The sequence below is a fragment of the Desulfallas sp. Bu1-1 genome (genome assembly GCF_015594625.1).
Taxonomy (GTDB): Bacteria; Bacillota; Desulfotomaculia; order Desulfotomaculales; family Desulfallaceae; genus JADNRQ01.
Genome location: NZ_JADNRQ010000006.1, coordinates 115,995 through 138,445, shown reverse-complemented (window position 1 = coordinate 138,445; position 22,451 = coordinate 115,995). Strand labels below are relative to the sequence as shown.

20 protein-coding genes and 1 pseudogene are annotated in these 22,451 nt (G+C 45.1%); 10 read left to right on the top strand and 11 right to left on the bottom strand.

Annotation, left to right across the window (positions count from 1 at the left end):
* Nucleotides 1-10 precede the first annotated feature (10 nt).
* From IT084_RS18830 to IT084_RS08260, 5 genes are all read right to left on the bottom strand, one after another.
* Nucleotides 11-916: an NAD(P)-dependent oxidoreductase gene (locus tag IT084_RS18830; protein WP_195712383.1), complete on the bottom strand. Its 906-nt coding sequence runs from the start codon at nucleotides 914-916 to the stop codon at nucleotides 11-13.
* A 226-nt stretch (nucleotides 917-1,142) separates the two neighbouring features.
* Nucleotides 1,143-1,475, bottom strand: coding sequence for a DUF3870 domain-containing protein (locus IT084_RS08275; protein WP_195712382.1), 333 nt, complete (start codon nucleotides 1,473-1,475; stop codon nucleotides 1,143-1,145).
* Between the two features lie 129 nt (nucleotides 1,476-1,604).
* Complete coding sequence (locus IT084_RS08270; protein ID WP_195712381.1) at nucleotides 1,605-2,606, bottom strand: arsenic resistance protein; 1,002 nt, start codon at nucleotides 2,604-2,606, stop codon at nucleotides 1,605-1,607.
* A gap of 55 nt (nucleotides 2,607-2,661) precedes the next feature.
* A complete protein-coding gene (locus tag IT084_RS08265) occupies nucleotides 2,662-3,612 on the bottom strand; it encodes a glycyl-radical enzyme activating protein (RefSeq protein WP_195712380.1) in 951 nt (316 codons plus the stop codon).
* Between the two features lie 91 nt (nucleotides 3,613-3,703).
* On the bottom strand, nucleotides 3,704-6,190 hold the full coding sequence (locus tag IT084_RS08260) for a glycyl radical protein (RefSeq protein ID WP_195712378.1): 2,487 nt from the start codon (nucleotides 6,188-6,190) through the stop codon (nucleotides 3,704-3,706).
* A gap of 407 nt (nucleotides 6,191-6,597) precedes the next feature.
* Between IT084_RS08260 and IT084_RS18160 the strand changes: the two are divergent.
* Nucleotides 6,598-6,759 (top strand): annotated as a pseudogene (locus tag IT084_RS18160) ([FeFe] hydrogenase H-cluster radical SAM maturase HydG); the annotation flags it as partial.
* A 37-nt stretch (nucleotides 6,760-6,796) separates the two neighbouring features.
* On the opposite strand, the gene IT084_RS08255 reads toward IT084_RS18160, so the two are convergent.
* Nucleotides 6,797-7,372, bottom strand: a complete 576-nt coding sequence (locus IT084_RS08255) for a cyclic nucleotide-binding/CBS domain-containing protein (RefSeq protein WP_195712377.1) — start codon at nucleotides 7,370-7,372, stop codon at nucleotides 6,797-6,799.
* A gap of 18 nt (nucleotides 7,373-7,390) precedes the next feature.
* Nucleotides 7,391-7,861: an HPP family protein gene (locus IT084_RS08250; RefSeq protein ID WP_195712376.1), complete on the bottom strand. Its 471-nt coding sequence runs from the start codon at nucleotides 7,859-7,861 to the stop codon at nucleotides 7,391-7,393.
* 261 nt (nucleotides 7,862-8,122) lie between these two features.
* On the opposite strand from IT084_RS08250, the gene atoS reads away from it, so the two are divergent.
* The 5 genes from atoS (at nucleotide 8,123) to IT084_RS08225 (ending at nucleotide 13,731) form a co-directional block, all read left to right on the top strand.
* On the top strand, nucleotides 8,123-9,967 hold the full coding sequence (gene atoS / locus IT084_RS08245; RefSeq protein ID WP_195712375.1) for a two-component system sensor histidine kinase AtoS: 1,845 nt from the start codon (nucleotides 8,123-8,125) through the stop codon (nucleotides 9,965-9,967).
* Nucleotides 9,945-11,321, top strand: coding sequence for a sigma-54 dependent transcriptional regulator (locus tag IT084_RS08240; protein WP_195712374.1), 1,377 nt, complete (start codon nucleotides 9,945-9,947; stop codon nucleotides 11,319-11,321). The genes atoS and IT084_RS08240 overlap by 23 nt, the downstream gene beginning before the upstream one ends.
* Nucleotides 11,322-11,578: 257 nt before the next feature.
* Complete coding sequence (locus IT084_RS08235) at nucleotides 11,579-11,965, top strand: hypothetical protein (protein ID WP_195712373.1); 387 nt, start codon at nucleotides 11,579-11,581, stop codon at nucleotides 11,963-11,965.
* A 12-nt stretch (nucleotides 11,966-11,977) separates the two neighbouring features.
* Complete coding sequence (locus tag IT084_RS08230) at nucleotides 11,978-12,904, top strand: sulfite exporter TauE/SafE family protein (RefSeq protein WP_195712372.1); 927 nt, start codon at nucleotides 11,978-11,980, stop codon at nucleotides 12,902-12,904.
* A complete protein-coding gene (locus tag IT084_RS08225; protein ID WP_195712371.1) occupies nucleotides 12,904-13,731 on the top strand; it encodes a TIGR02186 family protein in 828 nt (275 codons plus the stop codon). Before IT084_RS08230 ends, IT084_RS08225 begins: the two co-directional genes overlap by 1 nt.
* 239 nt (nucleotides 13,732-13,970) lie before the next feature.
* On the opposite strand, the gene IT084_RS08220 is transcribed toward IT084_RS08225, so the two are convergent.
* Complete coding sequence (locus tag IT084_RS08220; protein ID WP_195712370.1) at nucleotides 13,971-14,258, bottom strand: Uma2 family endonuclease; 288 nt, start codon at nucleotides 14,256-14,258, stop codon at nucleotides 13,971-13,973.
* Between the two features lie 523 nt (nucleotides 14,259-14,781).
* Between IT084_RS08220 and IT084_RS08215 the strand changes: the two genes are divergently transcribed.
* Complete coding sequence (locus IT084_RS08215; protein ID WP_195712369.1) at nucleotides 14,782-16,179, top strand: ammonium transporter; 1,398 nt, start codon at nucleotides 14,782-14,784, stop codon at nucleotides 16,177-16,179.
* A 39-nt stretch (nucleotides 16,180-16,218) separates the two neighbouring features.
* The gene (locus IT084_RS08210; RefSeq protein ID WP_195712368.1) at nucleotides 16,219-16,557 is read left to right on the top strand and encodes a P-II family nitrogen regulator; all 339 of its coding nucleotides are present in this window, start codon (nucleotides 16,219-16,221) and stop codon (nucleotides 16,555-16,557) included.
* A 158-nt stretch (nucleotides 16,558-16,715) separates the two neighbouring features.
* Here IT084_RS08210 and glnA read toward each other — a convergent pair whose 3' ends face one another.
* Entirely contained in the window at nucleotides 16,716-18,038 is a 1,323-nt protein-coding gene (gene glnA / locus IT084_RS08205) for a type I glutamate--ammonia ligase (RefSeq protein WP_195712367.1), read from the bottom strand.
* 530 nt (nucleotides 18,039-18,568) lie between these two features.
* On the opposite strand from glnA, the gene IT084_RS08200 reads away from it, so the two are divergent.
* The gene (locus IT084_RS08200) at nucleotides 18,569-20,194 is read left to right on the top strand and encodes an NAD+ synthase (RefSeq protein ID WP_195712366.1); all 1,626 of its coding nucleotides are present in this window, start codon (nucleotides 18,569-18,571) and stop codon (nucleotides 20,192-20,194) included.
* A 71-nt stretch (nucleotides 20,195-20,265) separates the two neighbouring features.
* A complete protein-coding gene (locus tag IT084_RS08195) occupies nucleotides 20,266-20,760 on the top strand; it encodes an HD domain-containing protein (protein ID WP_195712365.1) in 495 nt (164 codons plus the stop codon).
* A gap of 65 nt (nucleotides 20,761-20,825) precedes the next feature.
* On the opposite strand, the gene IT084_RS08190 is transcribed toward IT084_RS08195, so the two are convergent.
* Together IT084_RS08190 and nifB are read right to left on the bottom strand one after the other, a co-directional pair.
* Nucleotides 20,826-21,452, bottom strand: a complete 627-nt coding sequence (locus tag IT084_RS08190) for a Fe-only nitrogenase accessory AnfO family protein (RefSeq protein WP_195712364.1) — start codon at nucleotides 21,450-21,452, stop codon at nucleotides 20,826-20,828.
* Between the two features lie 34 nt (nucleotides 21,453-21,486).
* Nucleotides 21,487-22,443 carry a nitrogenase cofactor biosynthesis protein NifB gene (gene nifB, locus IT084_RS08185; RefSeq protein ID WP_195712363.1) on the bottom strand — a complete coding sequence of 319 codons (957 nt, stop codon included), beginning with the start codon at nucleotides 22,441-22,443 and terminating at the stop codon, nucleotides 21,487-21,489.
* Nucleotides 22,444-22,451 lie beyond the last annotated feature (8 nt).

The window sequence follows — 22,451 nt, the reverse complement described above, 5'->3', positions numbered from 1 at the left end:
AACACTCCTTTTACCGGGCAGGTTGACGACCCAAAGATGATACACCCATTAAATGTTCGATAAAAGAAACGATTTTTGTAACATCTCCCGACCCCATCCCTTGATTGTGTGCCAACGCGTAAATCTCTTCAACGCGTGTGCCCACCAAGGCGGGGATCCCCATTTCATGAGCAATTTGCATACAGACCCGGATTTCTTTTAACACGTTTTCCAATGTATAATCAGAGTCGTAAGTTTGCGATAAACTATAATTAGTAAAATAACTGGAAGTTATAAAACTCTCGCCACTGCTCACATTAATGACATCCAATATTTTGTTACGATCAAGACCAGATTTGATTCCAAGTCCTATAATTTCAGCGGCGGCAATTAAATTTGCTCCCATCATCATCATAATTACAGCTTTGGCTACATGACCTGAGCCCAAATCCCCGACATGAATAGTGTCTTTCCCCAGAACGTTTAGGACCGGGCGGCATCGTTCAAGAACATCTTCTTTTCCGCCAACCAGGAATAATAACTCACCTTTATCGGCAGCACTAACCCCGCCACAAAAGGGCGCATCAATAATGCACGCGCCTTTTTTTTCCAACAATGCGGCCACTTTTCTCGTGACAGTTGGGGTAGACGTGGTGGTTTCTACTACCACACTGTCTGGCTGAATAGAATCAATAACCCCTTTATTACCGGTTAAAACAGCCTCTACGACTTCCGCGCCGGTAACACAAGTGATTATGCATGTGCTGCTTGCCGCCACGTCCGCCGGTGAAACTGCTAATTTTGCCCCCATCCGAACAAGTGGCTCCATCTTATTGTGATCCAGGTCATAAATTTTTACTTCCGCGTCGTTTGCCAATAACCGCCTCACCATGCGGGAACCCATGCCCCCAACACCAATGACACCTATTCTTTCCACGCCTATTTCCCCTTCGCAAAATTCTGAATTTAATCGGTTACCATCAATACAAACAGTATCCTAATAAAAAGCAGCTAAAAAAAGAAATACCCACCACCAAAAAACCTACCGAACAAGTTCCGTAGATTTTGGCGCTGGGTATTACCGGCTAATAGATACATGTTTTAGACAAGTACCCACAGGTAACCAGCTACTATATTTGTAAGCATGGAATGTTTTAATAAAACTATTGGACCTTAAAAGTATCTTTATAACGATCAATGGCGGATTTTATCGCTTGAAGAACCGCCCCCAAAGATGGAATCGACATATGTTTTTTTATTTTATTTTCAAGATTCCCAAAAGGTTCATCAATACAATACCCCTGAACCAAATCTTGTAGAACTTCTTTGGTAAGACTGGAAATAACGCTAAAATCAGATTTAATAATACGGTTGCTTTTCCTGTCCATTAACAGCTGTACACCGATATGCTTATACATTTCATTAAGCGGAGTCCCTTTTGGGGTTTGAGCAAAACCACTTACCAAAACATAATCATTTTTTTCCAGGTGGCCCATAACGCCTCCACTACTATGAAAGTTACTTCACATACTTATAATTTAGCATTATATTTTAAATTATTCAACACTATTTTTAAGATTTATTGATTCTTGTTGACAAATAACAAAAGATCTCTTTTATAAATTCTACGTTTTGACACACTTACTGCTGCTTGGGTTGGAAACCTTAACCCAGTATTCCTGTAAATAAGGTGAAATCTTATAAAATATTGTCATAAATATTACTTGAACAACCGGTTTAACCGCAAGAATTAACACTGTTAAGGGTGAAAAGAAAACAACAGCCAGCGCTAACGCAATAGAGGCATTTTTAGCGTTAACCCCATAAAAAAGGGATACCATGTCCGGATAATTGATTCGAGCGAACCAGGCGTAGAGGATAGTTGCACCAAGAAGAAGAACATAGAAGACTATTAATGGTAAGGTAACAATACCCAAATATTGCGGGTTTTTTAACAATACCTCCGATTGAGACATCATGGCGATAAAGAAAACCGCAAAAAAGCCTAAAGCCGAAACTGCCGAAAATACTGATTTTAATTCATCGAATTTTTCCCGACCCCATTTTCTTATTATCCCTATTCTTGTTATATTTCCCAGAAACAAAGGTACTACAATAGTATAAAAAATTGTATGCAACATATTCCATGGATCGACGGGCACATACTTGCCCGCCAAAGCCCAAATCCAAAACGGAATCAATAAAATACCGGCCAGGAGGCTGATTACCACAATAACCAGGGTCAAGGGTGTATTGCCCCTGGACATTGCGGTCCAAGCCACAATCATGCCCCCGCAAGGAACCGTTCCGTTAATAATTAGCCCTATGGCAAAATCGGGATAACCGGATAAAAAGATATACCCTAAAAGCGCCGCCAGGAGAGGGGAGACAATATAGTTTAAAAACGTTACCACTGTCATAAAACCCAGTCGTTTAGACGCCTTGACAACTTCGCTAATTTTAATCGTAACCATCATCGGAAAAAGCATAATAAAAAGTGTTAAAGGGTAAAAAATTTCCAAACGTTTCCCACTTTCCGGGTATAGATATCCTAAAAACAGCCCCAAACAAATTACTCCCATTAAAAGAGCAATTAAGTGTTTATTAATAAAGTTTGCCACCCTCATCTACACAATTCTCCCGTTTTGGAATTGTTATCCCAGTTCTCACGTATGTTACAAATTATTTATAACTTTTTTTCTTTAAAATAGCATTTGCTCTTTGCTGTAAATCGGAGATATATTCCTTTTTCGGTGGTTTAACGCGTTCTAATCGATATTTTCTTCCTAATTGCCTGTACTTGGGTTCACCGAAAGCGTGATAAGCCATCAGTTCATACTCTGTCAGGTTTTGGAGTTGGGTGATAAATTCCACAATAGCTTTTATATCTTTCCAGGAATCATTGAATTCAGGTATTACAGGGGTTCTCACAATTACCGGCGTCTCGGGAAATTGACTGGCTACTTTCAAAATGTTATCCAAGATTACCTCGTTGTTAACTCCCGTAAACGCTTTATGTTTATCTGAATCCATGCACTTAACATCGTAAAAAATCAAGTTGCAATGCCGGCAAATTCTTTCTAATTCCCTCCAATCACCATACCCGCTGGTTTCTATTGCCGTGTCGATGCCGTGTTTTTTGCACTCTTTCAACAAATCATGAACAAAGTCTGCTTGCAACAGCAATTCTCCACCACTTACCGTAATTCCTCCGCCGGTTCTCCAGGAAGCATTGCCGCCTTGAACCTCTTTGATCACGTCTTCCACGGACACCATCTGACCAAATAACGTAATCGCCCTGGCCGGGCAAACGTCGACACACTTGCCGCAATGATCACACAACCGCCTGTCAATATCGATTTTTGGCGTTTCGATCGTGGAGTTCTTAATGGCTTTTTTAGGACATGCCTTAATGCAATACCCACATTCTTGTATACCTATGCACTTATTTTGGATATAACCTATTTCTGGAAATGTATTTTGCGATTCCGGATTGCAGCACCATAGACACCGCAACGGGCATCCTTTCATAAACACTACATCCCGAATGCCCGGCCCGTCATGAACGGAAAACTTTTGGATATTAAACACGCGGCCCAACTTATGATTGACACTCCCTGTATCATTATCCATTCACAACTCCCCTTTTTTTGAAATAACAAATTGCTCTCCGCTGCTTTTTTAAAACAGCGGAGAGCATCAGTTTTATGCAAATGCGGATTGGCTACATATGTTGATGCTCGGTTCTATTAATAATTTCATTCTGCAACTGCGGGCTGAGGTCTACAAAGTAAGCGCTGTATCCGGCCACCCTTACTATTAGATTGCGGTACTTTTCAGGATTTTTCTGCGCATCCCTTAAAATATCACTGTTTAAAATATTGAATTGCAGGTGCCAGAGCTTTAGATCACAAAATGTCCTTACCATGGACATAAGATCCTGCAGTCCTTTTTCCCCGGCCACAACTTGCGGGCTGAGTTTTATATTCAGTAGCCTGGCAAGGCTGTTGGCATATTTTCTGCTTTTTGCCCTGTCAATCGATAGAAGAGTAGATAGCGGCCCCTTCATGTCAACACCTTGGGTTGGTGATATACCCTCCGATAATGGTTCACCGGCTTTTCGGCCATTAGGAGTGGCCCCCATAACCACGCCCAAACCGACATGCGAAGTTACCGGCACAAACTTTATATATTGATGGCCGTTTGGGGTTTTAAACTTTCTTGCAGTTGTAAGAAGCATGGCATCAACTTCCCGGGCAATTTGATCCGCATAGGGGTCGTTATTACCGTATTTTGGTGCATTCAGTAGCATCTGCCGCAGTGCTTCTTTCCCTTCGAAGTTGGCTTCGAGCGCTTCCAGCAATTCATTCATCGTAATTTTTTTATCATCATATACAAGTTTCTTAATGGCTGCCAGGGATTCTACAGCAGTACCAAAGCCATTGAGGTTAATATTGCCTGTATCTGCGGACACCCCACCTTTGAGGGGTTGGTGAATATCGGTGAGTTCATTCATACAAACATCGTGCAAACTGGACATGAGCGGTGCGGCCAATTTCATTGCATTTGTCATCTCTAAGGCAGTTTGTCTGATATAGAAATGCCTTACCAGGTATTCTACCTGCAGCCGGAATGCGTTTATCAATTCATCAAAGGTGGCAAAGTTTCTTGCATCCCCGGTGGTCACACCAAGCCGTTGTTTATTACCTTTCAGTTTAAGCACACCGTCGTTTAACGCCATCTCCAGCGCCGCGGGCAAGTTGATGTTTCCACCAACAACCATATAGGTGCTGGTGTTGATCATCCTGATTTCCGTGCACGCACAACCGGTATAGTCTCTGGCGTCCTCCAGCGTCGCCCCCTGGGCCAGCAAGTGCGGTATGATTTCCTCGTCGTTCAGAAGCTTCGGAAAACCTGTTCCTTCCCTGATTAACTCGCATACTTCACGTAAAAACGGCTCCGGGGTTTGGGAATGTATTCTGACGGATAGATCAGGATAATGCAGCGGGAATTCTTTTTTGGATTTTAGTATCAAATATGACAACTCATTGGTGGCATCTTGGCCATTCCTTGTCTGTCCGCCAATAACGGTCTGCTCAAAGTGGGCATATCCTTCCCAGAAAGATTTCGCGTTGGTTGCATTTAGTGGTACAAAATCAGCTATTTTCAACCAGAGGCATTCAAGCAACTCCAGCGCAGAATCTTCGTTTATACGCCCTTCCTCCAGGTCTTTTTTGTAATAAGGATAAAGGTACTGGTCAATCCTACCATTGGATATAACTCCTGTTGTTGGCTGCTCCAACCTGCAACCGAGCTGGGTAAACCACTGCGACTGCACCGCCTCGTGGAATGTTCTGGCGGGATTGGCTGGAACCCATTCACACACCTCGGCTATCCGCTCAAGTTCTTTCTTTCTGATTTCATCTTTTTCATTCCGTGCCATTTCCCTGGCCAGTTCCGCATACCTTTTGGCAAAAGCGATCATTGCGTCACATACAATAATAACGGCCTTCAAAAAAGGTGCTTTTCGAATGTGATTTTGCGGGTCAACAACATCCAGCGAATTTAATTTTTCTTCCGCGTCTTTTTTGATACCGAGAAAACCTTTTTCCAAAACCTTTTGATAGTCCACCGCCCAGTTCAGCGTGGCATTTATATTTGCATTATCCTGCATCAAACCTGATGCACCGTAACTATCGTCACCATAAATCAAATACCGTGTTTCCTCTGGCAGCAGGCTTATATATGTCTCGTGCGCTGTCTTGCCGCGCCAGTACGGCACAATTTTTTCCTTAACTGTTTTAATATCCTCGTCTGATACAAGATAAGCGCCTTGCTCTTTAAGCCTTTGTAATCCTTCCTCCAGCCAGCAACCCCTGAGCTCGGGGTACAAAATACTATGTCTCCCTGTCCCGCCACACGTACCAACAATTAACTCATCGTCATTTATAACAACTTCAATTTTATTAAGTACATTTTCCATAGCCTTGGCCCACCTGAGCACCATCGGTAAACTCTCTGTTTCTTGAAATGACTCGGTAAACAGAAGGGCTCTCTGAATATCTACACGCGGTACTTTCCTAAATCTAGCCAATAACTTATTTACTCTTTGCCTTTTATTTTTCGCCTCTTCGGTTGTCAGCTCTTCCTTATCCAGTCCCTTAATTATTCTCTCCTCTTGCGGTGTAAGCACTTTCGCCGCAGCTTCCATGTTAATCCCTCTCTTTCTTATCCAAAATTTTGTTACTTAATTATTGGTAACCTGAATCAATAGTAACTCCAATGAAGCTAACTTTAGATTTGTACACCTCCAACTTATTTATTGAAATAAGCACCCAAAATACAGAAAGCCCAGTATGTCAAATAATCGACATACTGGGCTTTTAACCTATTTTAAAGACACCAAGTTTAAAGCTCAATGTCAGTAGGTTTCCCAGATAAAACTTATCCCCATTAAACGAATCTTTATTTCATATATACTTTAGTATAAATATATATTCTGTAGCAATAATATGTCAAGTGATTATATTATTATTTTATAACAATATACTTTTATTGTTCTCCATGCATACTGTTTATAAAACGCTTTCCCCTTTTTCGCCGGCCGCGAGCACTGGTGACGAAGCACCCCAATTCCAGGTTGAAGACCACCGGAGCCCCGTTGAAATGCTGCGCAGCGTCTGCCTTTCGGGCTACATTCCCAGCTTCTGCACCGCCTGTTACCGCAGCGGGCGCACCGGCGACCGCTTCATGTCCCTACCAAAAGAGGGCAAAGTAAAACAAAAGCCCGGTGTGCCAATTATCGACATACCGGGTTTTATAAAGCAGCATAACCATTCGCAACTTTAGTTGGATCCGAAGCTCTGTTTAAAATGGCTTCCCGGTCCAACATAAAGCGGGTAAGCTCGTAATAACCGTAAAATAAATCTCTTGAATTTAATATGCCGATGATCTTTTGCCCGTCCGTTACCGGCAAATGGTTGACGCCATAACGAACGAAAATGCGTGCAGCCTGATAGATGGTTGTACTATATTCAACGGACGGCATTCCCAGCGAGCGCATCACTTCCCGAACGGGAACCCCGCTGCCGGCAAACATACTGTTAAGATAATACCAGCTAAAGGATTCGGCCTTGAAAAACACATCTCCCGTCAACATCCTCAAACCAGCCGCTTTAAGTATGCTTTTTAAAGTTAACATTCCTGTGGGCTTCATACCGTCCTTTAGCACAATTACTAAACGGGGTCCTAGCCAGGCGCCTCCGTTGTCTTTTTTATGCAGGGAATCCTTAATCATCCTCAGGGCATTGTTTATTGTTTCATTTTCATTAACGGTCAGGTATTCCCCCAGCGGTACCATGTATGCGCCTGCAGTTTGAGTTTTCATTATCATAGTCATACCTCCACAAAACTACAGTAATTCCTCCATGAACCACAGGAGATCAATAACCCTGATCACTCCGACGGCCTTATCCCCATCAACCACCATAACCGAGTCAACCTGGTTTTTCATCATGATCCGGATAACTTGATCCAAGTTATCGTTTACCCTTACGGTTCTTCCGTCCAACGGACACATGAAATTTTTAACCCGCCAGGTGGAATTACTAATCCTTCTTCTGGAAAAAACCAAGTCCAAAAACCAATTGTCATTACCCGGATCACATAACCCAATTGCTTTTAAAAAGGAACGCAAAGAAAGAAATCCTACGATTTCGCCATCTTTATTTGTAACCAACAATGATTCGTAACCCAACCAGGTGCCGCCCTTATCCCGGTAATTTTCAATAAGCATATGTGCGGCCCTGTCAAGAAAAACCTCTTCCGAAATCGCCGGATATTCTTCTATCGGGATCATTACCCCCGTTGCAGTTATTGTCATAAAATTTGCACCCGCCCGCTAAATTGTTACCTCAGGAGCATTCAACGGGTATAGATTTTACCGGCCTGATCTTTAATTAAATAACAGAGCAAAATAAATGCCAGCGCTGCTTATGGCTTGCGCTAATAAATAAAAAAGGTCTCAAGACCCCGGTCTTTTTTGTGGGATATTTTTGCCCATAAAACGGGCAAAAATATCCCACAAGTAACTTGCAAAATGTTATAATAAATTACCGGCATTCATAAAAGGGGTAATTGGACAATGAAACTTAAAATCAAATACGAGGGCTTTATCAACCAACTGCTTATTTTAATAGCCATATTACTAATGATTCCCATAGCGCTTTCAATTTACCTTTTCCACATGGTCCATGCCACCGAGCTGGGCATGATTAAAAATCATCGAAAAGTACTGGAAGAAGCAATGGATTACCTGGATAACAATCTGAACGGATCTTTTGCAACTATTCTTACCGGGTTAAACGTGCAGGAACTGCCCAGGCGTGACCAGGAAAAGGCGCTTAACCAAGCCCTGAAACCTATTGTGGATAAAGCCAGGCAGAAGTATCCCGGATTGGATATAGGCTTTTATTCCAGTGATTTTGATGTAATATTGGACGGCAATAACCAGCATTTACATGAGAACTTTTCCGCACGCAGAAAGCGCAATTTTGATGATGCCTTGGAAAGTAAAAAAACGGTATTTGAAATTTTGGGGCAGGCTGAAAACGGGCAGTTGGAAACATACCGACCGTTGGTTAGGGATGGAAAAATTATCGGTGCTGTCTGGGCCAATGAAAACATTAAGAAAATTTACATGAAAGTTGATGAAATACAGCAGGTTGTTTACGGAATCATTGTTATCGGCATCGTTTTAGGTTTTGGCGGAGCGTTCAGTTTAATAAACAAATTTGCCAGGAACGTTAACGATATTAAAAAGGGATTAAACATCATGGGTAATGATCCTACCTATATGCTACCCAAGGCGACGGGCGAGCTAGGACAGATCACCGACGCCATAAACGATATGTTTAAAAAGTTGATTGATGTGGAGAACTATAATAACCTGATTCTAACCAGCATCGATGACGGGATAATAACCATAGATATAGATGAACGGGTCATCAGTTTTAACATGGCGGCCAGCCGAATGCTAAATCTTGACAGTTCGTGTCTCGGCAAAAAAATAAACGAAATCTTAAGTAAAGACACCCCCTTTACTCATTATCTTATAAACACTCTTAACGACAAACCGGTAAAGGATGTGGATGTTATTTATAAACCTTCACCGGACGTGTCAAGGCATCTACTGATCAGCACCTCATTAATGATCAACGTCAGGCAGGAATTGGTCGGAGCACTGTTGCATTTCAGGGATATTACCGAGATGGTGCGCTTACAGGAAAGCGTAAACAGGCAGGAAAAACTGGCCGCACTGGGGAAACTGGTTGCCGGCGTGGCCCATGAAATTAGAAGCCCGTTAACATCAATAACGGGGTATATCCAGTTTTGGAATAGGGGCCACGTTCCTACCACCAAGTCATTAAATATAGTAAACCGGGAATTAAGCCGCCTCGCTTCACTGACCGACCAGCTATTGGAATTTGCCCGGCCTTCAAAGGCGATATTGAAAGCGTGCGATCTTAATTCTTTGATCAACAGGCTGGTGCAATTTTTTACCGATGCACACGGTGGCGACATTGAAATAACCTGCAATCTCGAAGAAAACTTGCCCCTTGCTGTTATTGACTCGCATCAGATTGAACAGGTGCTTTCAAATATCTTATACAACGCCTACCAGGTTATGGAAGGAAAGGGCAAAATGGAGATTTCAACCTGGCATGATATCGAAAAAGGGATGCTAGTTGTGGCTGTAAAAGATAATGGTTGCGGTATTCCCGAAGATGTTATTCCCCATATATTTGAACCTTTTTTTACAACCAAATCCAAAGGAACGGGATTGGGGCTATCAATAGCCCATGAAATCATCCAGGCGCACAACGGATCTATTCAAGTTGAAAGCAAAGTCAATCAAGGAACAACATTTAAACTCTTCCTACCACAATTCAACAGGGGTGATGACAATGTCAACAGTGCTCATAGTTGATGATGAAGAAGGCGTGTGCGAATTGCTGCGAGACGTTTTGGAAGATGCCGGTTTTGAAACCTGGCTGGCCTATAATGCCAAAGATGCGATTGAAATTCTGGAATCCAAAACTCCCGATACGATACTACTGGACATCAGGCTGCCAGACGCGGATGGAATTCAGTTGATTGAAGAATTTAAAAACATGGGCATCCACGTACCGGTAATATTAATGACCGCTTTCGGCACCACGGAAATCGCCATTCAGGCTATGAAACAAGGCGCCCACGACTATCTCAACAAACCTTTGAACCTGGATGAGTTGCTGATTACCGTGCAAAAAGCGGTGAAAATGCAGCAACTGGTTTCCGAAGTTGCCACTTTGAGAGAGGAACTTGACCATGAAGCTGATTCAGTGGATAACCTCATCGGGCAATCCAGGCATATGCAGGATATATTTAAAGTCATCGGCAAGGTGGCGGATAGTGATATTACCGTGTTGATTCAAGGGGAAAGCGGTACGGGCAAGGAAGTGGTGGCGCGAGCCATCCACAACAATAGCAGGCGCCGCAACCGGCCCTTTATTAAAATCAATTGTGGCAGCATACCGGAACATTTAATGGAAAGCGAACTTTTTGGACATGAAAGGGGCGCTTTTACCGGAGCTATCTACCAAAAGCCGGGTAAATTTGAACTGGCTCACAACGGAACTGTTTTTCTAGATGAAATAGGTGAATTGTCCCCGCATACCCAGGTTAAATTGCTACGCGTGCTGCAGGAGAAAGAATTTGAACGGGTTGGCGGCACCAAATGCATCAAGGTAGACGTTCGCATTCTAGCCGCCACCAATAGGAATCTCAAGCAGATGGTGGAGGAGGGAAATTTTCGCGAAGACCTTTATTACAGGGTTAATGTGGTAAACATAAAACTCCCCCCCTTGCGGGAAAGAAAAGAAGATATACCTTTGTTGCTTAATTATTATTTGAGTAAATCAGCCCGCAAGTATAATAAAGATATTTCCGGCATCTCCAAAGAGGCAATGGCGGTATTAAAAAATTACAACTGGCCTGGAAACGTGCGGGAATTAAAAAACGTTTGCGAACAGGCTGTTGTAATGAGCCGTGGCCCGGCGATCCTCCTGGAGGACCTGCCATTGTCGGGTAATGGTGACCTTGTGCTCGGCAACGGCAATGCCAATACCTCCATAATTGTTAATAATGGTAGGACCTTAAAAGAAATAGTCGCCGATGTAGAAAAACAGGTTATTTTAAAAGCGTTAAACGACAACCAGTGGAACCGGCAGGAAACGGCCAAAGCACTGGGCTTAAATCGCAGGTCATTATACGCCAAAATGAAAGAATATAATTTATTATGAGGGCAATATTTGCCCATTCATAGGGGATAATTTTGCCCAAAATAATAACAGACGGGAATTTAATCTACAAGCAGACTGCTTTTTGTGTGTAAAACCAGTACTTACGGGGTAATATTTTTAAACCCGGGGCTGGCATTTTTTTTGCTCATTACTTTATTCAAAATATATTAATTAACATTTTCACTTTCACAAACCTTTTAGGGGGTGGGATTAACCGATTATCTTATCTTGCAAAAAAATGAACAGGGGGAATAAAAATGACGGAAATATCCAAAGAAAAATTAAATAAATTCAGTTTAGCATTGAGTTGCGGGATATTTGTTTTTTCCATTTTACTTTTCTGGCTGGGACTTAACTTACTTAAATCAGAAATTTTTCCACACTATTACAATCCGTCCAAGCACGTAATTGTAAAGCAAAACCCAGATACCAAGGAGATCTATGCCTGGAAAGACGCTGAGGGTAAAGTTTATACCCAAGAAGATGCCCAGGTTAAAAATTTTACATGGGGCATCACGGCCCTGCTGCTGATCATAATGATTTTCGGAACTACCGTTTACAACCTGATCATCAAGTACTACACCAAAATACTTATCGAAAAGGAGCCCGAGCCAAGACGTAACTACGTGGCCAGATTGCAATAGGGAGGGATCAATATGGACATTTTTTTCCCCATAGCCAGAATGCCCATCTCTGTTTTTACGATCCTCGGACTGGGTGGCGCTGTTGGACTCCTTTCAGGCTTGTTTGGCGTAGGCGGTGGGTTTTTGATGACCCCCTTGTTGATGATGTTGGGTGTTCCACCGGCTATAGCTGTGGCGAGCGACACAAACCAGATTGTAGCGGCATCCGCTTCGGGAACCCTGGCCCATAGCAGGCAAAAAAATGTGGATTTTAAACTGGGCTTTATTATCCTGGTAGGCGGGCTGGTCGGCGGTAGTATAGGCACTGTCCTGGTTAAAATGCTCCGATCCCTTGGAAATTTTGATTTCGTGTTAAAGTTGGCTTACGTGGTGATGCTGTTTTTGGTGGGCACATTTATGTTTATTGAAAGCATCACCGCTTTGAAAAAGCTGAAAACAAAAGAAGCCGGCGCACATAAAATCAAAAAGACCTCCGCCGTAACGCGCTTTATGAATAAACTACCCATGCGAATGTATTTTGAGGTTTCCGGCATCGAGAGCTCCGTGCTGGCGCTTTTCGTCCTTGGACTTCTCATAGGCATACTTTCGGCGCTGATGGGCGTTGGAGGCGGTTTCATCATGCTTCCGGTCATGATTTATCTTATCGGCATGCCCACGCATAATGCGGTTGGCACCAGTATATTTGTCATTATCTTCACCGCCATAAACGTCACCCTAGCCCAGAGCGCTATAAATCATACGGTCGATCTCGTACTGGCCATAGTTTTGTTAATCGGTTCCTCCATAGGTGCCCAGTTCGGCGCCAAACTCGGCAAAAAGCTCAAGGGCGAACAGTTACGCGTGGTATTTTCGTTAATCGTGCTTCTAGTCATGGTAAAAATACTGGTCGATCTTGTAGTAACCCCTTCCACCATGATCGTAATGGGAGGCGGTCATTAATGAAAAAAAGTATAATCTTGATGCTGGCATTAGTGCTTGTGCTTACATGGATCAGCCTGGCCTGGGCTGCGGATACCAGTGTAAATGTTTCACCCGACCGGGTCGATATAGGATTTAATTTTCAGGGAACGGAATTGTCCATTTTAGGAACAGTGCCCGACCATGCCCGGGTATATATCAAAGTTGCCTCACCCAATGATTCGATGTTGGAGCTAAATAAAAAAGGGCGACTGGGTTTTTTCTGGATGAATGTTGAAAATGTTAGCGTAACCGCTGCCCCCAAACTGTACCAGGTTATTACTTCCGATTCTCTGGACCAGCTGCCAGGCGAACTGCAGAAAAAATTGGGTCTTTCCAGAGACTTCAAGCAAATTTATACCAGCGCCAAAGTATATAAACATTCGGAAAGCGGCCCGGTTGAACTGCCCAAGCAAGACTCCGATAGATATGTCAGCTCGCTTATCAATATTTACCAAAAAAGCGGGTTATATGCCGTCAAGGAAAACGCCGTGCAGGTCACCAATTCCAGGTTCAAAGCCAACGTAAAGCTGCCACCTAATATTCCCCATGAAAAGTGTACCGTTACGGTTTATGCCGTCAAGGAAGGTAAGCTGGTCGGCACTGCAAGCGCACCGCTGCAGGTGAACAGTGTCGGTATGGTTAAATGGCTAAGCCGCGAGGCAACATATGACGGGCCAACATACGGGTTTATCGCGGTATTAATCGCATTGGCCTGCGGGATCGGAATTGCCTTACTGTTCAGCTATCTGGATAATGCCCTCGGCGGCGGAAAAAAGAAAGGATTTAATCCCGGCGCAAGCCATTAATGCCCCCATATCAAAGGCCAACTTCATATGAAGTTGGCTTTTTTATATCATTATTTAGCACCCTCCTCCGGCTGTCACCGGAATCTCCGTGGATTTTTTTCATGTGCCATTGCCACGTTTCCCATGTAAGATTATAATAACGTTAAACAAAAATAAATTCGTCGGACGGGGGCTAGCCGCACCCTCCCAAGTTGGTATCAGGCATTGGGTAAAGCTGACAGGTTGGCAAACCTTCGCGCTCAAAACGCAAATTGGTAACGGCCGGAATTATGACTTTTGTCATCGTATACACCGGCGCGGTTCCATTCGTTTTCGCCTGAAACAAACACCTCGACAAGTTGCAGGGCCGGATCGACGATCCAGTATTCTTTGATTCCGTTGGCATAATATAATTGACTCTTTTGCTTGCGATCATATTTTTGGGTGGATGGTGAGAGGACTTCAATCACCAGATCGGAAGGGCCTTGAATGTTGGTTTCCGTGATAATTGAAAACCGGTCCTTTGAGATGAAAATTAGGTCAGACACGAAGCAGTATCAAGGCCGGTGATGTCCTAATACCGCCCGGGAAGAGTGTTGATAAAAACTATTGACTTCAACAAAATTACAAGTATAATAATATTGAAAGTAAGTTAATGAATAATAATCAAGATACAACGGTGTGTCAAAAGGCAAGGACGCTTATTAAGAAGAATTATCTTCTTAATAAGCGTTTTTTGTTTAAGATCACAATGATGTAATTAGATTGGGCAGCGACGCTCTCAACACAGGGCTTAAACCCTGTTGCGAGGGCGTTTTCTGTTATATAGCGGGAACCGGATTAATAAGCGCATCTTGCAGAAGCCGAGGCGCCAGCTTCTGGAGGAAGCGTTTTATTCGATCGGTTCCCGAAGAACTTGGTGAATTAACTGCAAAAACACCATAGCGACAGCGCTCAGGCAAATTTCTGTTAGAATTTCCGTTAATTGATACCGCCGGAGCACCGGATACAAGTACCGGTTTTTGCAGCGAAATCACTTATTTAAAAAATCAAATAAGGGGGTTAAAGAAAATGAAGAACAGGCTATTCAGGACTATATTTATGGCTCTTACTGGTTCGATGTCAATCCCCGCTTTGGCCTGGGCGGAGGAAGCAGTTCCGAAAATTGACACCGGTGACACGTCATTTGTCTTGATATCAGCTGCCTTAGTCATGCTGATGACGCTCCCCGGCCTGGCACTTTTCTACGGTGGCTTGTCCCGGAAGAAAAATGTCCTCAGCACTATAATGTACAGCTTTTTCGCAATGGTATTGATCAGTATCCAGTGGGCTCTATGGGGCTACAGTCTGTCCTTTGGCCCGGACGTAAACAACTTAATCGGCAACCTTGACTGGATTGGGCTGAGAGGCGTCGGCCTTGTACCCAGCGATGTTTACGCCACAACGGTCCCGCACCAGGCCTTTATGGTCTTCCAGTTGATGTTTGCAGTTATCACCGCAGCTCTTATATCCGGGGCTATTGCGGAAAGGATGCGTTTTCCGGCCTTTTTGGCTTTCCTGATCCTTTGGACGACACTGATTTATGACCCCGTGGCCCACTGGGTATGGGGTGGTGGCTGGCTGTGTGACTTGGGTGCTCTCGATTTTGCCGGCGGTACCGTCGTCCACATCCTCTCCGGTGTTTCCGGTTTGGTGGCCTGTATTGTTATCGGTAAGCGTAAAGGTTACGGCACCGAGCCGATGATCCCACACAACCTGCCTTTTACCGTACTCGGGGCCGCTCTCCTGTGGTTCGGCTGGTTCGGCTTTAATGCCGGCAGCGCTCTAAGCGCAAACGGCTTGGCAGCCAGCGCATTTGTGGTAACCCACCTGGCTACGGCCTCGGCTGCGTTTTCCTGGGTAGTGGCTGAATGGATCCGCCACGGCAAGCCCACCGTCCTGGGCGCTGCTTCCGGTGCGGTGGCCGGACTGGTAGCCATTACTCCCGCTTCCGGCTTTGTCGACCCCATGGCTTCCATTATCATCGGCCTTGTGGCCGGGGTGGTATGCTACCTGGCGGTCAGCGTTCTGAAAGCAAAGTTGGGCTATGATGACTCTCTCGACGCCTTTGGCGTACATGGCATCGGGGGCACCTGGGGTGCTCTGGCCACCGGTCTCTTTGCCAATCCATCAGTTAATGAATTGGGTCAAGGGCTGTTTTACGGCAACCCCAACCAGGTAGTTATTCAAATTATCAGTATCGTTGCTTCATGGGCAATCGCTGCTGTAGGGACCTTCGTCATCCTAAAAGTAGTTGGCACCGTTATTAAACTCCGTGCCAGCGATGAAGAGCAGGATGCCGGCCTTGACATCACCCAGCACGGTGAAGACGCTTACACGGATTTTGTATCCGGATCTCCGTTCGGTGATATGAAATTAACCGGAGCGAGCGTCCAGGCTACGGGTTCCATGAATCCGGCGAAGATTTAAATCCCGTGTCCAATATCTTAACTCAAGGGGGAGTAGGCTATGACTAAAATCGAATGTATCCTGCGTCCGGGAAAACTGGAGGACGTAAAAGACTCTCTCAACAAATACGGCATCCATGGCATGACCGTCACCCAGGTGATCGGCTGCGGTTTGCAAAAGGGACGCAAAGAGGTATATCGCGGCACTGAGTACAGCATCAACCTGCTGCCGAAAGTGAAACTGGAGATTGTAACCAAAGATGAAGATGTCGATGAAGTGGTGAAGATCATCAGCCAGGCGGCCAGGAGCGGGGAGATCGGCGACGGCAAGATCTTTACTTACAAGATCGACAATGCCATCCGCATCCGCACCGGCGAAACCGGGGAAGCTGCCATTTAAAAACCATACAGTAAAATCGAGTAAGATAACGCCGCAGATAATTACTGCGGCGTTATCCTTCTTGCAAAACCGTATAATCGAAAAGTCCCGACACCTCAGCAAGATGTCGGGACTTCCATATCGGGGTGTTACAAACAATACATTCGGGTAATTAACGCCTAAAACAAGGTCAGGTATTGATCAATTTCCCACTGGTGCACCCTGGTCCGGTAGCTGTCGTATTCCTTCCGCTTGGCCTCGGTCAATTTCTCGTAAATGTGTTCCCCTAAAGCACCTTTAATCACTTCGTTTTGGGCCAGCTCGGCGTACGCTTCCTGTAAGCTGCCAGGGAGGGAACCGATACCCAACTCTTTAAGTTCAGCCTCCGACATCTGGTAAATGTTTTTGTCGCATGCCGGCGGCGGCTCGATTTTGTTGACAATGCCGTCAAGACCGGCTGCCAGGCAGGCCGCCAGCGCCAGGTAGGGGTTGCAGGACGGGTCCGGGTTGCGCAGTTCAACCCTGGTGCTCTGGCCCCGCTTGGCCGGAATGCGGATAAGCGGGCTGCGGTTGCGGCCGCTCCAGGCCAGGTACACCGGAGCCTCATAACCGGGCACAAGGCGCTTGTAAGAATTGACGGTGGGATTGGTGACGGCGGCCAGCGCCCGGGCATGTTTCAGCAGCCCACCGATGTAATAATATGCTTCCTTACTTAATTGCATAGGATCACCGGGATCATAGAAAGCGTTTTCATCCCCTTTAAATAGCGACTGGTTTGTATGCATGCCGCTGCCGTTGATCCCATAAACCGGTTTGGGCATGAATGTGGCATGCAGGCCGTGCCGCTGGGCAATGGTTCTTACCACGAACTTGAAAGTCACAATCTTATCAGCGGTATCCAGGGCATCGGAATATTTAAAATCAATTTCATGCTGGCCCGGCGCCACCTCATGGTGGGAGGCCTCGATCTCAAAGCCCATCTGCTCCAGCGTCAGCACTATCTCCCTGCGGGCCTGCTCCCCGAGATCCACAGGCGAGAGGTCAAAATAACCGGCATTGTCATGGGTTGTCAGTGTTGGAACCCCCTGCTCATCCAGGCGGAACAGAAAAAATTCCAGCTCGGGCCCCACCTGCATGGTATATCCGAGTTCCGCGGCCTTGGAAAGCATGCGCTTCAGGGTCACCCTGGGGCAGCCGTCAAAGGGCGTCCCGTCGGGATTGTAGATATCGCATACCAGCCTGGCCACTGCACCCTCTCTGGGCCGCCACGGGAATACCACGAACGTGTTCGGATCGGGACGCAGGTACATGTCGGACTCCTCAATCCTGGTAAAGCCGTAGATGGAGGAACCGTCAAACATCAATTCACCATCCAGAGCCTTTTCCAGCTGGTCAATGGTGATGGCAACATTTTTCAGCACCCCGAGCAGGTCGGTAAACTGCAAGCGAATGAACTTGACTCCTTTCTCCCGGGCTTCAGAGATTACATCATGTTTGTCCATAACTTATCTACCTTCCTTTTAATTAATTATTTTTTTATAAAAATAAAAGCCGGCAAAAGGTTTTAATCAAACCTTTTGCCGGCTTCCTCGCCGGATTACCAACATCATTGTCGGTAAAGCATAAAAGCCCACAAGCAAGTTTAAACTCTCAAACTGCTTGCGGGCTTCATCGCCACTTAATAATACGCCGTTGTATTAATATTTAATTTTACTAATGATAGTGTAAATCAAAAGCTTTCAAAAAGCAATTAGTTTTTTTAAAAATATTTATGGAAATAAATTTAAAAATGCCTCGTTCAATTAGCATTATTCAAATATTCCGCGAGAATAATCTTTTTTGGCGCCCAGCAATCAAAATATTTACCTTTGCTTAAAATTATTATATAATTTTAATAACCACTTATCATTTATTGAGAGTCGATGCCGACATCTCAAACGGGGCAAAGGAGCCCGGTATTCTTCACGAATACCGGGTATTTTTTATGGAAAAAATCATCAATAATATGAGAATATAAACAGGAAGTGTGAGCATGTATATCGCCCTGGCCCAGATAAACCCCGTGGTGGGTGATCTGCAACACAACGCCGGTAAAATTATTGAATATATCGACAAGGCCAGGTCTTTTGGAGCAGACCTGGTGGTATTTCCCGAACTTACCCTTACCGGTTACCCGCCCAAAGACCTTCTTTTGCGTAAAGAATTCCTTGATGAAGTGGAAAATAATTTACAAAAAATCATTTCTGTCAGCGAAAACATTGGTGTATTGCTGGGCGTTCCCTTTCGCGAAGATAATGATCTATACAATACAGCAGTATTATTACATAACGGTATACTGGCCGGCATACAACACAAGAGCCTAATTCCCTTTTACGACGTATTTGACGAAAAAAGATATTTTACACCCGCCAAAGAAAGGAAATCCATAGAATTTAAAGGAGTCAAACTAGGTGTTACGGTATGCGAGGACATCTGGAACGATAAGGACTACTGGAACCGCCAGCGCTATGATGTCGATCCCGTGGAGGAGCTTGTAAGGCAGGGCGCGGAATTGATTATAAATCTGTCCGCATCACCATATCATTACGGGAAACACGCCCTGCGCACCGATATGTTGTGCAAGGTGGCTGCCAAACACCGGGTTGGAATAATCTACGTCAACCAGGTAGGGGGCAACGATCACCTGATTTTTGACGGCTCCAGTGTTGTCATAACCAGAGGGGGCACAATATGTTTAGAACTGAAAAAATTTACGGAAGACTTTGTTGTTATAAATACAGGCGCACTTCATGAAAAAAAAGCCGGTGGGGCCGGTCGCGAAGATATTAGCTGGATCTACAACGCGCTGGTACTGGGCACCAGGGATTATCTTTATAAAAACGGCTTTACCCGGGCCATCGTCGGCCTCAGCGGGGGGATAGACTCATCGGTAACCGCCGCACTGGCGGCGGATGCCCTTGGCCCGGAAAATGTAGTGGGGGTTTCCATGCCCTCGCGCTATTCTTCGCAAGGAAGCAAGGACGACGCCCGGACGCTGGCCGAAAACCTGGGCATCGAATACCGGGTAATTCCCATTGAAAATATGTTTAAATCTTACATTGAAGAGTTAAACCCGGGTGGCAGCCCCATTATGGATCTGGCGGAGGAAAACATACAGGCACGAATCAGGGGCAACATCCTCATGTTCATCTCAAACCGGGAGGGCCAGATGGTGCTGACTACCGGGAACAAGTCGGAAATGGCCATGGGCTACAGCACCCTTTACGGAGACCTGGCCGGGGGATTGAGCGTGCTGGCGGATGTGCCCAAGGTAATGGTTTATAAACTGGCAGAATACATCAACAGGGAGAGGGAGATCATACCCCGGAGCGTAATTAACAAGCCACCCTCCGCTGAACTGAGGCCGGACCAGAAGGACGAGGACAGCCTGCCCCCTTACCGGGTGCTGGATCAAATTCTCAGAGCCTATATAGAAGAAATAAAGCCTATCGATGAAATTGTGGCAATGGGCCATAGCAAGGAACTGGTGCTGGATATCATCCAACGGGTAAACAGAGCTGAATATAAACGCCAGCAGGCCCCGCCCGGGCTCAGGATAACTTCCCGGGCCTTCGGGCCGGGCCGCCGCATGCCCATTGCCCACCGCTGGCATTTATAATAATACCCGCTAATAATACCTGTTCTGAAATAGCAATAAAACTAAAAGAGGGAAGGCGTGGCGATAGTTATATGACTAGTATTATCAGTGAAACTATAAAAAAAATGATCTTATATTTTGACGGTGATGTTAAGCGCGTAAACCATGCCTTGAAGGTGTATGCATTCGCAAAAAGCATCGGTGAACTTGAGGGCATTCCAGTAGAAAAACTTAGGATACTTGAAGTAACCGCTATTTTACATGATATTGGAATCAAAGAAAGTGAAAGAAAATACTCATCATCTTCCGGGAAGTACCAGGAGATGGAAGGGCCACCTGTAGCGCGTAATATTTTGCAGGAATTGAATTTTAGTCAAGATTTCATTGACAGAGTCAGTCATTTGATAGCCAACCATCATACATACAGCAAAATAGACGATATAGACTTTCAAATTCTTGTCGAAGCGGATTTTCTCGTAAATATCTTTGAAGATGAATTTAGAAAAGAACAAGTCAAAACCATTAAAAAGAAATATTTCAGAACAAATACCGGGATATGTTACCTGGAAAGCCTGTATGGTATATAAGCAAAGCTAATTTGCTAAAGCAAAGCCCCTCGGAGCAGCTAATCATTCCTTACTTCTCACTGTAATCAGTGGCAACAACTTTTTGTTATCGTAATTTCCAGCTCTCCGGTACCAAGTTCATTAACATTACTGCATAATTTCCCGGACAAAAATTCTGCTTCCAGCCACGGGGGGATATGATTGCAAAGCACTTTCAATTCATAAAAGTTCCCCTGGCGAAGAAACGGCAGCAGCACCTGTTTTGAGGTAACACCCAGGTTTTTTTCCTGAATTTCCTTGATGGAAATCCGGTAACACCCGGCGGATGTTTCCACCGGGGCCGGCGGCACCGTTTCGGTTTTTTGTTCTTCCAGTTGCCGTTCTTCTTCATCCCTGGCCAGGATATAATCCAGGAAATCGCCGGGTTTGCCCTGCATTTCCCAAACCACGCGCCGGGATCTTTCCAATTCAAAAAAAGGTATCCCTGTAACCGAAAGTCCCACGAAGATTTTGCATTCTGCCAGAAAATCCATGACCTCTTCCATCATCCGGCGCAATTCCTTCATCCCCTGGCTGGCACTCGGGTTAAATTCCCTTTCCCTCAATACATTCCATTTGTTTTGCATTTTTCGGAATACCACTATTTTCCCCCGGTCCTTCAGGGAAGCGGTTTCACCGTTCTCGCCCACATATACCGCAATATCAACAGCCATATACCTCATTCTCCCCAAAAGTTATTTTTCTTCCTTACGATGCAGCGGCGATATTTTGTTTTTGAGCGCGCCCATCACCTGCGGCCGGCTTTTCTTCCAGGGAAGCCTTGCTGAACTCCTGAGACCTGTCATCATCCAGCAGTCCGATGGCATCGGCCCGGCACTGTTTACAGTGGCGCATTTGCCGCAGTTCCAACCCGCAAACGTCTCGCATCCGGTTCAATTCTTCGGTGTCTGTGGGGGCAAAATCTTGAAATACGCTCCCCCGGGCGGGAACCAGGGGCATAATATTAGTTATAAACGCGCCTAGATCTTTAACTTTACGTACAACAGCGGGAATTTGGCCATCGTTGATTCCCCGGATCATCACAATGTTTACTTTAACTATAACCCCACGTTGCGCCAGGTAAGCTATACCTGTCTGTTGATTTCTAATTAAGATTTCTGCTCCTGCAGGTCCTTGATATTTCCGGCCTTTGTAGTAAACATACTTATAAATCCCGGCTCCTGTCTCCGGGTCCAAACAATTTACCGTGACAGTGACATGCTTGATGCCGAGATCTACGATTTCCCGGGCATATTCCGGTAACATTACCCCGTTGGTCGACAGGCAAAAAATCACATCCGGATCAACCTGTTTGATTAACATAATGGTTGTTTTGGTTTTTTCCCAGTTGGCCAGCGCGTCACCAGGGCCCGCGATTCCCACCACACTCAGATGATCAATTTTTTCCCGTACCAGGAGATATTTGTCCCTCGCCTGTAACGGTGTGAGGATTTCACTGGTCACCCCGGGCCTGCTTTCGTTGGCGCAATCAAATTTCCGGTTGCAATAATTACAACTTATATTGCACCGGGGCGCTACCGGCAGGTGCATCCTGGCGTACTTGCGGTGGGCTTCAAAGGAAAAGCAGGGGTGTTTTGCAATCCTTTCCAGGGCATTGGCTTCCGTTAGATCATCCCTTAAGTTTCTGTTACAGCCACAGGCCAATTTCTCCA

Excerpts from the sequence above, each read along its gene's own strand:
- IT084_RS08230 (WP_195712372.1), top strand. The coding sequence starts at position 11,978 with ATGGACATTTTTTTCCCCATAGCCAGAATGCCCATCTCTGTTTTTACG.
- atoS (WP_195712375.1), top strand. The coding sequence starts at position 8,123 with ATGAAACTTAAAATCAAATACGAGGGCTTTATCAACCAACTGCTTATT.
- IT084_RS08210 (WP_195712368.1), top strand. The coding sequence starts at position 16,219 with ATGACTAAAATCGAATGTATCCTGCGTCCGGGAAAACTGGAGGACGTA.
- glnA (WP_195712367.1), bottom strand. The coding sequence starts at position 18,038 with ATGGACAAACATGATGTAATCTCTGAAGCCCGGGAGAAAGGAGTCAAG.
- IT084_RS08215 (WP_195712369.1), top strand. The coding sequence starts at position 14,782 with ATGAAGAACAGGCTATTCAGGACTATATTTATGGCTCTTACTGGTTCG.
- IT084_RS08190 (WP_195712364.1), bottom strand. The coding sequence starts at position 21,452 with ATGGCTGTTGATATTGCGGTATATGTGGGCGAGAACGGTGAAACCGCT.
- IT084_RS08200 (WP_195712366.1), top strand. The coding sequence starts at position 18,569 with ATGTATATCGCCCTGGCCCAGATAAACCCCGTGGTGGGTGATCTGCAA.
- IT084_RS08275 (WP_195712382.1), bottom strand. The coding sequence starts at position 1,475 with ATGGGCCACCTGGAAAAAAATGATTATGTTTTGGTAAGTGGTTTTGCT.
- IT084_RS08235 (WP_195712373.1), top strand. The coding sequence starts at position 11,579 with ATGACGGAAATATCCAAAGAAAAATTAAATAAATTCAGTTTAGCATTG.
- IT084_RS08250 (WP_195712376.1), bottom strand. The coding sequence starts at position 7,861 with ATGACAATAACTGCAACGGGGGTAATGATCCCGATAGAAGAATATCCG.
- IT084_RS08195 (WP_195712365.1), top strand. The coding sequence starts at position 20,266 with ATGACTAGTATTATCAGTGAAACTATAAAAAAAATGATCTTATATTTT.
- IT084_RS08240 (WP_195712374.1), top strand. The coding sequence starts at position 9,945 with ATGTCAACAGTGCTCATAGTTGATGATGAAGAAGGCGTGTGCGAATTG.
- IT084_RS08265 (WP_195712380.1), bottom strand. The coding sequence starts at position 3,612 with ATGGATAATGATACAGGGAGTGTCAATCATAAGTTGGGCCGCGTGTTT.
- IT084_RS08225 (WP_195712371.1), top strand. The coding sequence starts at position 12,904 with ATGAAAAAAAGTATAATCTTGATGCTGGCATTAGTGCTTGTGCTTACA.
- IT084_RS08260 (WP_195712378.1), bottom strand. The coding sequence starts at position 6,190 with ATGGAAGCTGCGGCGAAAGTGCTTACACCGCAAGAGGAGAGAATAATT.
- IT084_RS08270 (WP_195712381.1), bottom strand. The coding sequence starts at position 2,606 with ATGAGGGTGGCAAACTTTATTAATAAACACTTAATTGCTCTTTTAATG.
- IT084_RS08255 (WP_195712377.1), bottom strand. The coding sequence starts at position 7,372 with ATGATAATGAAAACTCAAACTGCAGGCGCATACATGGTACCGCTGGGG.